Source organism: Pseudomonas sp. SMN5 (genome assembly GCF_052041925.1).
Classification (GTDB): domain Bacteria; phylum Pseudomonadota; class Gammaproteobacteria; order Pseudomonadales; family Pseudomonadaceae; genus Aquipseudomonas.
This window is the reverse complement of record NZ_JBKGGX010000006.1, coordinates 239,994-254,985: the sequence shown is the minus strand read 5'-3', so window position 1 is coordinate 254,985 and position 14,992 is coordinate 239,994. Positions and strand designations below refer to the sequence as shown.

13 protein-coding genes are annotated in these 14,992 nt (G+C 61.3%); 6 read left to right on the top strand and 7 right to left on the bottom strand.

Annotated elements, in window-relative coordinates; all coding sequences use genetic code 11:
* Positions 1-95: 95 nt before the first annotated feature.
* From ACLEJR_RS08815 to ACLEJR_RS08805, 3 genes are read left to right on the top strand one after another with little or no spacing between them, the layout of a single operon-like run.
* Entirely contained in the window at positions 96-755 is a 660-nt protein-coding gene (locus ACLEJR_RS08815; protein ID WP_440813334.1) for a paraquat-inducible protein A, read from the top strand.
* Positions 742-1,365 carry a paraquat-inducible protein A gene (locus ACLEJR_RS08810; protein ID WP_440791623.1) on the top strand — a complete coding sequence of 208 codons (624 nt, stop codon included), beginning with the start codon at positions 742-744 and terminating at the stop codon, positions 1,363-1,365. The genes ACLEJR_RS08815 and ACLEJR_RS08810 overlap by 14 nt, the downstream gene beginning before the upstream one ends.
* The gene (locus tag ACLEJR_RS08805; protein ID WP_440791621.1) at positions 1,358-3,661 is read left to right on the top strand and encodes an MlaD family protein; all 2,304 of its coding nucleotides are present in this window, start codon (positions 1,358-1,360) and stop codon (positions 3,659-3,661) included. The genes ACLEJR_RS08810 and ACLEJR_RS08805 overlap by 8 nt, the downstream gene beginning before the upstream one ends.
* A 164-nt stretch (positions 3,662-3,825) precedes the next feature.
* Here the strand turns inward: ACLEJR_RS08805 and mksF are convergent, their stop codons facing one another.
* Genes mksF through mksB form a run of 3 tightly spaced genes read right to left on the bottom strand, consistent with a single transcriptional unit; the run spans position 3,826 to position 8,634 of the window.
* The gene (gene mksF, locus ACLEJR_RS08800) at positions 3,826-6,666 is read right to left on the bottom strand and encodes an Mks condensin complex protein MksF (protein WP_440791619.1); all 2,841 of its coding nucleotides are present in this window, start codon (positions 6,664-6,666) and stop codon (positions 3,826-3,828) included.
* Positions 6,663-7,364, bottom strand: a complete 702-nt coding sequence (mksE, locus tag ACLEJR_RS08795; RefSeq protein ID WP_024778194.1) for an Mks condensin complex protein MksE — start codon at positions 7,362-7,364, stop codon at positions 6,663-6,665. Before mksE ends, mksF begins: the two co-directional genes overlap by 4 nt.
* On the bottom strand, positions 7,354-8,634 hold the full coding sequence (mksB, locus tag ACLEJR_RS08790; protein ID WP_440791617.1) for an Mks condensin complex protein MksB: 1,281 nt from the start codon (positions 8,632-8,634) through the stop codon (positions 7,354-7,356). The genes mksE and mksB overlap by 11 nt, the downstream gene beginning before the upstream one ends.
* A gap of 180 nt (positions 8,635-8,814) precedes the next feature.
* Between mksB and ACLEJR_RS08785 the strand changes: the two genes are divergently transcribed.
* Both ACLEJR_RS08785 and rimI read left to right on the top strand, forming a co-directional pair.
* The gene (locus ACLEJR_RS08785) at positions 8,815-9,600 is read left to right on the top strand and encodes an energy transducer TonB (protein WP_440791615.1); all 786 of its coding nucleotides are present in this window, start codon (positions 8,815-8,817) and stop codon (positions 9,598-9,600) included.
* Complete coding sequence (rimI, locus tag ACLEJR_RS08780) at positions 9,593-10,045, top strand: ribosomal protein S18-alanine N-acetyltransferase (RefSeq protein ID WP_440791613.1); 453 nt, start codon at positions 9,593-9,595, stop codon at positions 10,043-10,045. Before ACLEJR_RS08785 ends, rimI begins: the two co-directional genes overlap by 8 nt.
* 212 nt (positions 10,046-10,257) lie before the next feature.
* On the opposite strand, the gene ACLEJR_RS08775 is transcribed toward rimI, so the two are convergent.
* Positions 10,258-10,662: a serine kinase/phosphatase gene (locus ACLEJR_RS08775; protein WP_440791611.1), complete on the bottom strand. Its 405-nt coding sequence runs from the start codon at positions 10,660-10,662 to the stop codon at positions 10,258-10,260.
* A 132-nt stretch (positions 10,663-10,794) separates the two neighbouring features.
* Between ACLEJR_RS08775 and can the strand changes: the two genes are divergently transcribed.
* Positions 10,795-11,439, top strand: a complete 645-nt coding sequence (gene can / locus ACLEJR_RS08770) for a carbonate dehydratase (protein WP_042729252.1) — start codon at positions 10,795-10,797, stop codon at positions 11,437-11,439.
* A 10-nt stretch (positions 11,440-11,449) separates the two neighbouring features.
* On the opposite strand, the gene ACLEJR_RS08765 is transcribed toward can, so the two are convergent.
* The 3 genes from ACLEJR_RS08765 to ACLEJR_RS08755 form a co-directional block, all read right to left on the bottom strand.
* Entirely contained in the window at positions 11,450-11,977 is a 528-nt protein-coding gene (locus ACLEJR_RS08765; protein ID WP_440791608.1) for an SET domain-containing protein-lysine N-methyltransferase, read from the bottom strand.
* 175 nt (positions 11,978-12,152) lie between these two features.
* Positions 12,153-13,313, bottom strand: a complete 1,161-nt coding sequence (locus tag ACLEJR_RS08760) for a hypothetical protein (RefSeq protein WP_440813331.1) — start codon at positions 13,311-13,313, stop codon at positions 12,153-12,155.
* Between the two features lie 113 nt (positions 13,314-13,426).
* A complete protein-coding gene (locus ACLEJR_RS08755; protein ID WP_440813329.1) occupies positions 13,427-14,845 on the bottom strand; it encodes a short-chain fatty acid transporter in 1,419 nt (472 codons plus the stop codon).
* Positions 14,846-14,992: the final 147 nt, after the last annotated feature.

Genomic DNA, 14,992 nt, shown 5'->3' with positions numbered 1-14,992 from the left:
GCCATAAAACATGCGAAAGCTCGTGACAAATTTGCACACTTATTTTCGAGCCGGAGCACTAGAATAGCCCCACCTTAGCTGAGCCAGAGCGCTATATGCCCGATCCGTCAGACGTTGATAGGTTGTCAGATCTACCCCTGGACGATCTGGTGGCATGTCATGAATGCGACCTATTGATGCGCAAGCCCCACCTGGCCCGCGGCGAGAAAGCCGAATGCCCTCGCTGTGGGTACGAGCTCTATGCCCATCGACACAACGTGGTCGACCGCAGTCTTGCCTTGGTTATTGCCGCTTTGTTGTTATACATACCGGCCAACTTTTTACCCATCATGCAACTCCATTTACTCGGACAGTCTTCCCAAGACACCGTGTGGAGCGGCGTGGTCGGTCTGTTCGACACGGGTATGCAAGGTGTGGCGGTCGTGGTTTTCCTATGCAGTATGGGCGTCCCGCTGCTCAAACTGCTTTGTCAGTTGGCTGTGCTGCTGACTATCCGCTTGGGCATCGGTCGTAGCTACGGTTTGTTGCTGTATCGCATTTATCACCATCTGCGAGACTGGGGCATGCTCGAGGTGTACTTCATGGGCGTGCTGGTGGCCATCGTCAAGTTGGCCGACATGGCTTCCATCACGATAGGTCTTGGCCTGCTCTGCTTCGTCAGTTTGCTGCTGATCCAGGTCTGGCTCGAAGTGGTGATGTCACCGCATCAGATCTGGCAGGCGTTATCAGGAGAGGATGCCCATGAGGGCGATTGATGCAGGCATTCTGATCTGTACCGAATGCCATGAGCTGAATCGACAGGATCCCCAGCTCGACCGTCAGACCTGTACTCGCTGTGGCGCACGGATTCATCCCCGTCGCCCGAACAGCTTGATGCGGACCTGGGCGCTGTTGCTCACCGCCGCGATTCTGTATATCCCGGCCAACCTGCTGCCGATCATGACTATCAATTCGCTAGGCCAGGGCGCCCCGAGCACCATCATGGCCGGCGTCATCGAGTTGGTACACCACGGCATGATTCCTATCGCCGCCGTTGTGTTCATCGCCAGCATCCTGGTGCCCACCTTCAAGCTGGTGGGCATTGCCTTGTTGCTGTTCTCCGTGCAGCGGCACCAGCCGATGACGGCGCGTCAGCGCATCCTCATGTACCGTTTCATCGAGTTCATCGGTCGCTGGTCGATGCTGGATATTTTCGTGATTGCCATTCTTGTGGCCGTGGTGAATTTTGGCCGGCTCGCCAGTGTCGAAGCCGGGCTCGGTTCGATTGCTTTTGCCAGCGTAGTGATTTTGACGATGATTGCCGCAGTAACCTTTGATCCCCGACTGATTTGGGATAACACGGAGTCGGATAACGACCATGACTGATTTGCCTACCGCTAAAATCCGACCGGCTTCGAACTGGTCGGCCATCTGGGTCCTGCCGCTGATTGCCTTGATCATCGGCGGTTGGCTCGGCTGGCGGGCTTATAACGACACCGGAATAGAAATCAGTGTGCGCTTTGAAAGCGGCGAAGGCATTCAGGTCAACAAGACTGAAATTGTCTACAAGGGCATGACTGTCGGCAAGGTGAAGAACCTGACGCTCGATGACGAAGGTAACACCAAAGGGGTGATCGCCACCGTCGAGATGAACAAGGACGTCGAGCAGTACCTAAAGACCGGTACCCGTTTCTGGTTGGTCAAGCCTAGCGTCTCGTTGGCCGGGATCACCGGCCTGGAGACCCTGGTTTCGGGCAACTATGTGGCGATCAGCCCGGGGGAAGGGGAGTCGACCCGCAAGTTCAAGGCGCTGGCCGAGGAACCGCCGCTGTCGGACGCCAAGCCGGGATTGCACCTGACCATCAAGGCGGATCGCCTGGGGTCACTGGACCGCGGCAGTCCGGTGTTCTACAAGCAGATCCAGGTCGGTCAGGTGAAAAGCTACACCCTGTCCGAGGACCAGAGCACGGTCGAGATCAAGGTCTTCATCGAACCGACCTACGCCAGCCTGGTGCGCAAACACACGCGCTTCTGGAATGCCAGCGGCATCAGCATCGACGCCAACCTGTCGGGCGTCAAAGTGCGCAGTGAATCGCTCGCCAGTATCGTGGCCGGTGGCATTGCGTTTGCCACGCCGGAGAGCCGCAAGGACAGCCCGCCGACGGACCCCAGCCTGCCGTTTCGTCTTTATGAAGACTTCGATGCAGCGGCTGCCGGCATCCGCGTGAAGGTCAAGCTCAGCGACTTCGAAGGCTTGCAGGCCGGTCGTACCCCGGTGATGTACAAAGGCATCCAGGTCGGTAGCCTGAAAACCCTCAAGGTCGACCCGGACCTGTCCAGTGCCACTGCCGAGCTGACGATGGACCCGCTCGCTGAGGACTATCTGGTGACAGGCACGCAGTTCTGGGTCGTCAAGCCATCGATTTCCCTGGCCGGCATCACCGGCCTGGAAGCCTTGGTCAAGGGCAACTACATCGCTGTGCGCCCGGGTGACAAGGGCAGTGCGCCGCAACGGGAATTCGAAGCCAGGGCCAAGGCGCCCCCGCTGGACCTGCGTTCCCCGGGGCTGCACCTGGTCCTGCTCACTGAAAACCTTGGATCGCTGGAAGTCGGCAGCCCGATTCTCTACAAGCAGGTCAAGGTCGGGTCGGTGCAAAGCTATCAGTTCTCTCGCAAGAAAAAACAGCTGATCATTGGCGTGCACATCGAGAAGGAATACGAAGGACTGGTGAATGGCTCGACACGCTTCTGGAATGCCAGTGGCATTACCCTGACGGGCGGCTTGACGGGCGGGATCCAGGTCAAGAGCGAATCCCTGCAGAGCCTGATGGCCGGCGGTATCGCCTTCGAAACGCCGGAGCCGAATGTGCCGCTGAAACGGCGCATTCCGAGGTTCCGCTTGTTCGAGGATCGCGAAGCTGCGCAACAGCGTGGCACCGTGGTGACGATCAAGGTCGACCGCGCCGACGGCTTGCGCAGCGGTACGCCGATCCGCTTCAAAGGGCTAGATGTGGGCAAGGTCGAGGATGTGGATCTGAGCGCCGACATGCAATCGGTACAGGTCACGGCACGTATCACCGAGGTGCCGGAGCGCATCGCCCGGGTCGGTTCGCAGTTCTGGGTGGTCAAGCCGGAATTGGGCCTGATGAAGACCTCCAATCTGGAGACCTTGGTCACGGGCCAGTACATTGAAGTGCAGCCTTCGGCGAAGAACCTCGGGCCGCAGAAAAATTTTGTGGCCCTGGACAATCCACCGCAGAGTACGGTACCTGAAGCCGGCCTGAGCCTGGTTCTGAGCGCGGCCCGCCGTGGTTCGTTGAAGATCGGCGTGCCAGTAACCTATCGTGAAATCACCGTGGGCAAGGTCACCGGCTATGAATTGGGCCAGACGGCGGACCGCGTGCTAATCCATATCCTGATCGAGCCCAAGTACGCACCATTGGTACGTAGCGGCACGCGATTCTGGAACAGCAGCGGTTTCGGCCTGGACTTCGGCCTGTTCAAGGGGGCGACGGTGCGGACCGAATCGCTTGAGACCTTGATCCAGGGCGGTATTGCGTTTGCGACGCCGGATGGCGAAAAGATGGGCAATCCGGCACGACCGGAACAGACGTTCCCGCTGTTCGATAAATTCGAGGATGAATGGCTGACCTGGGCGCCGAAGATCAAGATCGATAAGTAGCATTCGTGGCGAGGGAGCTTGCTCCCGCAGGGCGCGGAGCGGCCCTGAAGCCTACGATTGCTGCGCAGCCGAGCGGAAGCAAGCTCCCTCGCCACGAGTGATGTGTAATGAAAAAGGCCGCGATCCATCTGGATCGCGGCCTTTCTCATGCTCGGCTTTTCACCTTACACCGGGTCCAGCTCCGGTTCATCGGCCTGTACATTCACCGTGGCTTTCACCGCATCGTGACGACGGATGTATTTCCAGTCCGCTTCGTCGATGTAGATCCCGCTCGGACCGCTGCCGCCTTCCAGGTCGATGGCAACACTGGCGCAGACCTGCGGCTTGACGCTGGCGAGGATCGGCACGAAGCCCAGTTGCAAGCTGGTTTCCAGCAACGCGGCCTGATTCTTCTCGTCGATGTCCGCCGCTTCGTCCAGGTAGTACGGCAGACGCACGCGGCCGGCCTGTTCGCGGTCCATCAAGTGCAGCAACAGATACATGTTGGTCAGCGCCTTGATGGTCATGGTAGTGCCGTTGGATGCCGCGCCGTCGATGTCGGTGTGGATCACCGGCTGACCGTTGACCTTGGTGATCTCGAACGCCAGTTCGAACAGGTCCTTGAGACCGAGCTGGTTGTGGTTCGCCGCCACTAGCCGCGCCAGGTATTCCTTAGCCTCTTCGTTCTTGTTGTCCTGCTCGGCGCTCTGGCTGAGGTCGAACACCGACAGGGTCTCGCCTTCCTCATACTGGCCGGCGCTGTGGATGATCTGGTCGATGTGCTTGAGCGCTTCCTTGTTCGGCGCCAGGACGATGCGGAAGCTCTGCAGGTTGGACACCTGGCGCTTGTTGATCTCGCGGTTGAACAGCGCCAGTTGATGTTCGAGGCTGTCGTAGTCGCTGCGGATGTTACGCAGCGTCCGGGCGATGTCGGTGACGGCCGCACGGCGTGCCTTGCCCAGGGTCAGGGCTTCGTCGGTCCGGTGGGCATAGGCGTTGATCAGCAGTTGCAGGCGCCGCTCCATATCGTCTTCGCTGTCGAACTTGGCCACGCCTTTGAGACGCACCTGGGCGTACAGCGCTTCGATCTGGCCGTCGATGCGCAACAGGCCTTGCCAGCTGTCCTGATAGTCGTTGAGCAGCGGCAACAGGTTGTCCATGGAGTCGTCGACCGGGTCCATGAACGGCGTGCCGAACGGCAGGTCCGCCGGCAACAGTTGGCGACGGCGCAGGGCATCGTCGAGGGTGCGCTGCTTGGCCTCCATGTCGGCGATCTGTCGGCCCACCAGCTGCAACTTGGCGGACAACTGCTGGACGCGCTCGGTGAAGGCGTCGCTGGAGCGCTTGAGTTCGTCCTGGGCCGCTTCCATCTGCGCCAGTTGCTCGAGCTTCTCGCCTTCCTCGGCGCTCAGGGTCTGGGTGCGACGGAAATCTTCGAGGGCTTTCTGCGCGTCCAGGACTTGCTGGTACAGCGCCTCGGTCTGGGTCTTGCTGGCAGCGCGATCGGCGGCCACGGCCTGCTGGGTCTTGAGCTGCTTGAGCTCTTTTTCCAGGCGTTCCTTCTGGTCTCGCAAGGCGGCGCGGTCAGCCAGGGCCTGCAGGGCGGGTGGTTCAATGTGAGACAGGTCGATGGACAGGCCAGGCACTTCGAAACGCTCGCCCTTGAAGCCGTCGAGGATCAGCTCCACCGATTTGACCCAATCACCGTTCTCGTCCAGCGCAATGCCATGCTCGCCCAGCGGCAGGCTGAACAGAGCGCTGTTGAACAGGCGCATCAGACGCTCGACATCCTGCTGTGAGAATTCTTCCCGCAGCCGTGCGTAACTGTTGTTGTCGGCGTGATCGAGTTGCTGCTTGACCGACTTCAGGCGTTTTTCCAGATCCCGCAGACGCTCTTCCAGGTCTTCGGCGCTGAACTGCCGGGACTGGGCCAGGGCGCCGGCCAGTTCGTCGTGGGCGTCCTTGGCGGCGAGCAGTTGCTGCTCCAAGACCTTGACGTCATCCACCAGGGCGAAGCGGTGCTTGAGCACCGACAGCTCGCCGAGCCAGCGCTGGATGCCGGTGATTTCCCGCTCCAGGCGCATCAACTCCTGGGTGCCGCCACGCTGGTCGTTCTGCAGCGAATCCTGCTCATTGCGATAGTGTTCGGCCTGGATGGTCAGCTCTTCCTTGCGCGCACTGGCGTAGTCCGACCAGGTGCCCAGCAGCGAGTCGAGCAACGGCGACAGGCGGTGCAACTTGCCGCGCAGGATATCGCGCTGCTTCACGCCGTTGGCCAGGGCTTCCACCAGCGGACCGGCCGCGACCAGGGAGTTGTAGTCCTGCTCCATGCGTCGTACGTCGCGGAAGGCTTCTTCGCACGCGGCGATGTAGTCCACGCTGCCGGAACGCAGGCTGTGCTCGAAGGCATCGAGGAACAGTTGCTTGAGCTTGGCCGCGGTGATTTCGCGCATGTGCAGCAGGTTGATGAACAGCGCACGGAAGGTCTTGAGGCTTTGTTCGCTGGTGGAGCGCAGCGGGATCAGCGTCAGGTCCAGCGGGATCGAGGTGTGGCCACCCACCAGCAGGCGTCGCAGTTCATCGGGCTTGAGCTCATAGGCCTTGAGGCCTTCTCGCTCCAGGTTCGTGAACAATTCTTTCTGGCGCAGGCAAGTGTCATCTTTCTGATAATGCGCCAGATCCAGTTTGCCGGCGTAGGCAAAGAACTGGTGACCGAAACCACCGCCCGGGCCGCGACCGACCACGCCGATCACGTGCGGGCCGTGGGGCAGGGCGACTTCCACCAGGATATAACTGGTGTCCGAGGCAAAGTAGAACCGCCGGGACTGTTCCAGGCTGTACTTGCCGAAGCTCATGTCCGACATGCGCGCCAGGATCGGGAACTGCAAGGCGTTGATCGACGCGGATTTACCGAGGTTGTTCGCGCCGTACACCGACAGCGGTTCTTCCAGCGGAAACAGGCCGAGGCTGTAGCCGGCAGTGTTCAAAAGGGCAAAGCGGCGGATGCCATAGCGGTCCTTGCTCATGCGTCGGTCTCCTGTTCTTCGGCAATGGCGCGGGCCAGTGCGTCTTCTTCGCTTTCGTCTTCAAACGGCGCCAGGTCGAGCGGATCGTCGGTTTGCAGCAGCTTCTCGTCGCTGTCTTCATCGATCAGTACCGGTGCCGGCAACGGCAGCACGCTGTGCACGCTGGCCGCCAGGTCGCGGTCCTGCTGGACCGACAGGCAGACGTCGAGGAAGCGGTGCATCGGCGGCAGGAAGCGGTACACGCCGTTGTCTTCGCTGGCGAAGCCCAGTTGGGTCATGCGGCGCATGATTTTTTCTTCCAGCTCTTCCTGGGTCTGTACTTCGGCCTGGATGAACAGGTCGCGGTACTTTTCGAGCAGCGACGGCAGTTCGTCACGGCCCAGGCTGCCACCGTCAAGCACGGCGATCGGGTCGCGGCCCTGGTCGGCCAGATGTTCGACGAGGATGAAGGTGAACAGGGCCAGGCGCTGGGCGGTCTTGTTCACCGCGGCGGCGGCCAGGTCCGGTACGAAATAGTAGAAGCCACGGGTATCGCACACCAGCTCGAAGCCCAGGGCCTTGAACAGCGTGCGGTACTGATCCTGGAAGTTCGACAGTTGCGCGTACAGCTCCGGGTCGCGGCGGCTGACGTGGTAGCCCTTGAACAGCTCGCGAAAGATCGGCGCCAGCTGGGACAGTTCGGATAGATCAAGATGCATTTGGGATGCTCGCAGAATCCTCGGCGGCGCTGTCGCGGGCCGAGAGCAGGGCGAAGGAGCGCAGGCTGACCTGATGCTCGTGTGTGTGGTAGTCGCGGCGCTCCAGACGCTCGCGCTTGAAGCGTTTTTCCCGCGACAGGCGCGAGAACCAGTACAGCAATTCGTCGGTCGCGCCGTCCGGCTCCTGTTCCAGCAGCCAGGTCATCAGGTCCGGCATCGGCAGCGCGTCTTCGCAACGCTCGACCATCTCGCGCACGGTGCGCGGCGCCCGTGGGGCATCGCCGCCCTTGTGGGTTTTGTGGGACTTGGGGAAGCGTGCCGGTTTCGGTTCGAAACGGGCCAGGGCGTAGACATAGGCCTCGACCTGACTGGCGCTGCCCAGGAACGTGCTCTGTGGGCGGGTGAACAGTGGCATGGCGGCTTGCGGCACGGCATCGATGCCTTTGCGGCGGATCGCCGCCAACGCCAGGGCGGCGCCACGGGTCACGGCGTTATGGCGGCGCGCTTCTTCACGCAGCGGCAGCAGCAGTTCACGGGCATGGCGCAGGGTGAGCTGGGCGCTGGTCTGCATTTCTAGGATGCGGGCGTGAGTGCGCAGCAGCATGTCATCGTCGACGAGATGACCCAGGCGCTGCTGTTCGGTGAGCATGCGCAACAGCACGTTTTCGACCTTGCGCACGCCTTGCTCGAATGCACCGTCGGCGTTCACCAGCTGGATCATCGGTTCGACATATTCGTCCCAGGTCGCCAGGACCTCGGCGTAGCGTTGACGCAGGGGGATCTGCCGATCACTGGTCTTGGCCCGTTCAGCCACGGCCACCAACGCCTGCTCGTCATTGGCGAGCTTCTTGAGCACGTCCCGCACGCGCATGTCCAGCAGGCGCAACTGACGGGCCAGGTCGTTGCCGTCGCGCACGTCGAAGGCGTCCTGGATATAGCCGGCCAGGCGCTCCAGGTGACGCAGGTAGGCTTCGATCTCCAGGCACAGGCCCAGGCGGTGTTCGCGGCGCAGGTAGGCGAGGAAGTCATGGATCTGGGCATTGAGTTCGAAGCGGTTCGGGCTTTTCGCCACCGGCACGAGGATGTCCAGGCGGATCCACACGTCCAGCAGGTTGGTGATGTCCTGAGGCGTGCTGTCCAGTTGTTGGGCGGCCAATTGTGAACGCAATTCGTTGAGGCTCAGGGTGCCTTGGTCGAAGTGCTCGCACAAAGGTTCCAGCAATGCCCAGTGTTCAGCGAGGGCGCGCAAGACGCGCTTGGGTTCGATCATCGCAATGGCCGTCGGGTTGCAATTAAAAGCGGCGATTGTACTGCATCGGACCGCTTGCGATTCACCCCCGAGACGGACTGTCGTCGCGTATCGATCAACTATCGGCTAGACAGGGCAGCGGTTCGCGTCGAAGGGCGGTAGAATCCCTGCCACTTTCAGTTATCCACAAGTGGCCGACCCTTGCTTATCGAGTCCCGTCGCCGCGCCTATCTGACCGCCATGCAGGTGGTCAACTGGCTGCCGCGCACCGAATTGCCGTTCGCCGCCCCGTCGCGGCCCGAGTTGCTGGTGACACCCGAGCCGGTGGAGGCCGTCCCGACTCCGGCTGTACCGCTGGCCCGGACCGTCGCCGAGCCGTCGGCGCCTGTGCCCGAGCGGCCGAAAATCGAAGTGCCGCGGCCAAGCCTGGCCTCGACCCGGACCAACGCCAAACCGGTGGAAGAGGCCGAGCCGGCACCGGCTCCGGTCAAGGTCGCCCACGTCCCGCCGCCGCGTTTCGCCCTGCAACTGCTGCGCGCCGGGCGTTGCCTGCTGTTGGTGGAACTGCCCACTGGCGAGCCGTTCCAGAGCCGCGATCCAGCCTATCTGTTGCTCAAGGACATGCTGCGCGCCGCCGGCCTGCCGGACAGCCCGCAGATCGTCGGCGAGCCGGTGCGTTGGCCGCTGTTGTCCCGTGGCACGATGGACCAGGGGCCGGAGGCGGCACGGGATTTCGTCCAGGGTTTTGTCTCGGCGCGGCTCGAAGACGAGCCCTGTGTCTGCCTGTGGCTGATCGGCCTGCCAGCGGTGAAGTTCGCCGGCGAGGCGGATGCCGAAGCGTTCAATCGCGAACTACAAATCGAAGGCCTGGGCTCGGCCTGGGCGCTGCCGGGCCTGGAACTGTTAATGGAAACGCCACAGCACAAGGCTGAAGTCTGGCAAGCCATGCGCCGGCTGATGGCGCGTTGGAAAGAATCGAATGAGTGACGCTGTATCGTTCCGCCCGATGACCGAGGCGGACCTCGACGCTGTGCTGAAGATCGAATACGCGGCCTATAGCCATCCCTGGACCCGAGGGATCTTTCTCGACGGGCTGGGCAAGTACCAGATCTGGCTGATGTTCGAAGGCCAGCAGCAAGTGGGCCATGGCGTGGTGCAGATCATCCTTGATGAAGCGCACCTGCTCAACATCACCGTCAAGCCGGAAAACCAGGGCCGTGGCCTGGGATTGCGCCTGCTGGAGCACCTGATGTCGATTGCCGCCAAGGCCGAGGCCCGGGAATGCTTCCTGGAGGTGCGTGACAGTAACCGCACCGCGTTCCGCCTGTATGAGCGCTACGGCTTCAATGAGATCGGCCGGCGGCGCGATTACTACCCGGCGGTGGGGGGGCGCGAAGATGCGGTGGTGATGGTCTGCACTTTAGTGGACTGATCCGGGACCTGTGCCGGCTGAGCCGACGTCATCGCGAGCAGGCTCGCTCCCACAGTGATCCATAGTCGTTCATAAATCCGCTGCCCGGCACAATCCCTGTGGGAGCGGGCTTGCTCGCGAAAGCGGTGGGTCAGTTTGCATCTCTGCAACAGCTGACGCCGCCTTCGCGAGCAAGCCCGCTCCCACAAAGGATTTGCTGTGAGTGCCGGTATCTAGCGCTTGCCGTCCAACGGATCGATATCTGCCATCTCGGCCTCGTCCAGCCCGTCACCCCCACCGATATCGTCTTCATCGACAATACTCAGGTCCCAATCGGCCTGTCCGTCATCGCCGGCCTCGTGGGCATCCCGGGCGCCGTCGTCGCGGATCAGGGTTTCCGGGCTCAGGTCGTCGTCGGTCGGTTGCCGATCATCCATGGACGCGCCGGTCAGGCCTGCTTCGCGGACCCGCTCAGGGGGCATCAGTTGCTCGCGTTCGTCTTCCGGGAGTTCGTCACCGATTTTCGCACTCGGTTGGTCGTCGTCGAACTCCAACTCATGCATCGAGCCCATGCGGTCCTCGTTGTCGTCGATGGGTTCCGGCTGCGTGGCATCGAAGGGACGTCGTGAATCATTCATGGTAATTCCTCTGACTGTGGACCTTACTGGGTGGACCCGCAGCGCTGCCAGGAATTCCAACGACGTCATCGAAGTGACCTCGACAGAAGGTCCGTTGTCAAAGTTGCGCACTATTCTCGAGGGCTAGACAGCATGAACGAGTTACAAGATCTGATTGATAACAACGCGCGCTGGGCCGATGCGATCAAGCAGGAGGATCCTGACTTCTTCGCCAAGCTGGCTCGCCAGCAAACCCCGGAATACCTGTGGATCGGCTGTTCCGATGCGCGAGTGCCGGCCAACGAGATCGTTGGCATGCTGCCGGGCGACCTGTTCGTGCACCGTAACGTGGCGAACGTGGTGTTGCACACGGACCTCAACTGCCTGTCGGTGATCCAGTACGCCGTGGACGTGCTCAAGGTCAAGCACATCCTGGTGACCGGCCACTATGGTTGCGGTGGCGTACGTGCGTCGATGCAGGACCGCCAACTTGGCCTGATCGACGGCTGGCTGCGCTCGATCCGCGACCTGTACTACGAACACCGCGAGACACTGGCGCAACTGCCGACCGAAGAGGAGCGCGTCGACCGCCTCTGTGAACTCAACGTGATCCAGCAGGTGGCCAATGTCGGCCATACCAGCATCGTCCAGAACGCCTGGCATCGCGGCCAGAAATTATCGATCCATGGCTGCATCTATGGCATCAAGGACGGACGCTGGAAAAGCCTGGACACGACGATCAGCGGTTTCGAGCAATTGCCGCCGCAGTATCGGCTACGTCCGGTCGGTGCTCCCTGAGTCTGGTTGATCAGTCGCGGTGACACCGATGGCGCCAGTGCCGCAGGAATTTCATGCCCTGTTCATTGGGCGGTTCGTCATAGCCGGTGATCCAGCCATGACAGTTGGATGAGCCGCACCGGCAAGCGAACTGCCGGTATAACTTCTGTTCGGTACTGGCGTAGTCCATCGTCAGACAATCGCCTTTGTGGATGTGGGTCAGTGCCCACATCCACAGTTCGCTCATGTCCAGGAACACGTTCGGGTTGCAAGAGTGGCGAAGCAATCCGGCGAAGCGCGGGTCGTACATGTGGATGTCCGGCAGGACCTGTACGGTATGCGAGCGTCGTCGGCTCAGCAGCAGACCGGAGACCCGGCACATCCGCTCCATGGCGGCGAATTTTTTCAAGGCAACGATTCCGACGCAGCGCCCGTTGGCTGCACGCAATATTTCGAAATCGTGGACAGACGGATAACCCAGGCGAGTGCTGAGTTGTGTTTCCGGATAGATGCAATCCGGGTCCAGTGAGCTGGTTGTATCGGTCACATAAGCGGTCATGACGGTCCCTGTCGGTGCTGGACACTCGACTTGCTGGCGTTGGCGTCCTGCCAACGTGGGTGATTGACCCTTTTAGCTTCGTCCAAGTCGAGCGCGCCATCTACTGTCAACTCTGACAGGCGCCGGAAGCGTTTTCCCGCGTGAGCATAGGCTTACGCGGGAGCGCCCCACAGGGTCAGATCGCTTCGGCAGGCAGCGGCATCGGTACTTTCAACTGAGGAAGTTGCGACTTGATCGCCGGTGTTTCGCACTTTTTCGCCGCGTCAGCCGGGGAAAGGTTGCGAATCGACGTGTAGAACAGCTCGCAGGTCTGTTCCTTTTGCGTGACCTGCCATGTCTGGGTGCACTGGTTCAACAGGGCGCTCGGATCAGTGCCCGGCTTGCTGCCCATGCCCGCCTGCCAGCAGGCGGCGCTCAAGTCCTGGCCCATGACTTTCAAGCCGGCGGCATCGGCCTTGGCTTGGTCACCGTCGTAGTTGGTCTTGTCCGCTGCGTACCAGATATAACTCGGGTGGTTCGAACCCAGCACCGGAACCTTGACGCCACCGGCCGGTGTGACGGTCGCCAGGCCGAGCACGCCGATAGTCTGGCCATACTGGGTCTTGATCCAGTTGCGCACCGGTGCTCCGAACGCCACCATCGGCAAGGCGGCCCCGCTGGCGCTCTGGGTGACCTGCTTGACCATGGTGGTCTGGTAATCGTTGAAGTAATCGTAGAGCCCTTCCAGCGTCTGGCCGGCATTGGATGGGGCAGCGATCGGGGCGATGTCGATGATGGTCTGGTAGGCCGGTGTCTGGTCGGCGGCAATCCCGTTGGCGGTCAGCAGCGTGGCCCAGCGGTCCGTGGTGGCCGATTCAAGATAGTCCTGGGCTTGAGTCAAGGAGTAGTCCGGCGGGAAATGCAGCAGCTCGACGCTCTTGCGGTTTTCCAAGGCCATGCCCAAGGGCAGGAACAGGTACCAGTTGTAGGACCATTTCTTGTCGCTGTTGATTTTCGTCGCACCGTTGTACGCCAGGTCTCCGGCATCGAGCAGTGCGGTCAACGGTTGGCCATAGCTCTTGGGCACACCGCTGATGCTGGCGTAGACGATATTGTTGTCGGTCTTGACGCTGACCTTGGCTGCGCCGTAGCCGTCGCGCTGCACGCTTTGGGTCAGGTAATGCTCGACGGTCTGTTCCAGGGTCCAGTCGCGATAGCAGATGACATTGCAATTATTGGGATAGGCGAAGAGGCGGGTAACGCGTTCGGTGCTGCCCAGTTGTACATCAATGTCGGCGGCGTGGGCGGCGGCACTGAAGGCCAGCGCGGCAAAAGACATTACGGCGAGTTTGGACATGCTCAGTTCCTTTTCAGCGTGTGGCCCCCTCGAAACAGGGGTGTATCCATACTGAAACAGTCTGAGCCGAAGAAAAAGTGGGCCGACGGAAATATCGGCCCTTTTTTATGGCTTTATGGCATCACGGGCGGCAAATAGCTCAAGGTCGTTCCCAGCGCCCACAGCAGCGCCAGGACCAAGGGCGTATGCACCAACAGCTGCACGAAGGAAAAGCCGATCAGATCCCTGGCTTTGAGCCCCAGTACACCCAGCAGCGGCAGCATATAGAACGGATTGATCAGGTTCGGCAGCGCCTCGGCGGCGTTATAGATCTGCACGGCCCAGCCCAGGTGATAGTTGAGGTCATTGGCGACCTGCATGACATAGGGCGCCTCGATGATCCACTTGCCGCCGCCGGAAGGAATGAAGAAACCCAGCACCGCCGAATAGATACCCATCAACAAGGCGTAGGTGTCATGGGATGCGATCTGTACGAAAAAGGTCGAGATATGGTGCGCCAGCGTCTGCGTGTCGCTGCCCTTGACCGTGGTCAGCAGCGCGGCGATCGAGCCGTACAGTGGGAACTGGATCAATACGCCAGTGGTGGTCGGTACGGCTCGGGCCACGGCATCCAGAAAGCTGCGCGGGCGCCAGTGCAGCAGCGCACCGAGCATCAGGAACAGGAAGTTATAGGTATTGAGCCCGGAAATGGCGCTGATCGCAGGCTTGGTCGAGAACTCATGGAACAGCCAGCCGGCGGCCAGCAACACCAGGGCGATGGTCAGCAGTGGGCTGTGTTCCAGCCATTCACCCGGACGGGTGCGCGGTTGCAGCGCCGGCATGCTGAAACTGGGATCGATCCCGCAGGCTGTCGCGTCCCGGGCGCTGTTCGGCCCTGGTGCAGTGGCATAGGCGATGATCACGGAGATTACGATCAGGGCCAGCAGCATGACCCCCGACTGCCAGAGAAAAATGGTCTGGGTAAAAGGAATGACTCCGGTGATCGACAGGATCGACGGCGGCAGGCTCGCCGGGTTGGCCTGCAATTGCGCGGCCGACGAGGACAACCCCAAGGCCCACACCGCGCCCAGGCCCAGGTAGGCAGCGGCGCCGGCGGCACGATAATCCATTTTCAGGTCGGTACGCCGGGCGAGGGCGCGCACCAGCAAACCGCCGAACACCAGTGACAGACCCCAATTGAGCAATGACGCGACCATGGAAATCAGCGCCACCCAAGCCACTGCGCTGCGACCATTGCCTGGAATGTGCGCCAAGCGATCGATCAGCTTGACCGCTGGTGGCGAACTGGCGACGACGTAGCCGCCGATCACCACGAAGGCCATTTGCATGGTGAACGGAATCAGGCTCCAGAAACCATCGCCGAACGCCATCGCGGCCGCCGTCGGCGTTGCGCCGATCAGTTGGGTCGCCACGGCGACCACCAGCACTGCCAGCGCGGCGAAGACCCAGGAGTCGGGGAACCACCGCTCTGCAAAGCTGGAGCAGCGCAAGGCGAAGCGGGCGGAACGGCTGTCTTCAATGTCGGGGGTCACGGCAATTACCTCATTTTTATGATTATGGGTATGGATGACGGCGCGGCTTCGGCGATCTCGCCCACGATAGGGCAATCCCAATGACCCTGGTAGTGGATCGAGGTTCGAACGCTCATCGGATTATTTCCCGCCGGACCCACCGCGCAC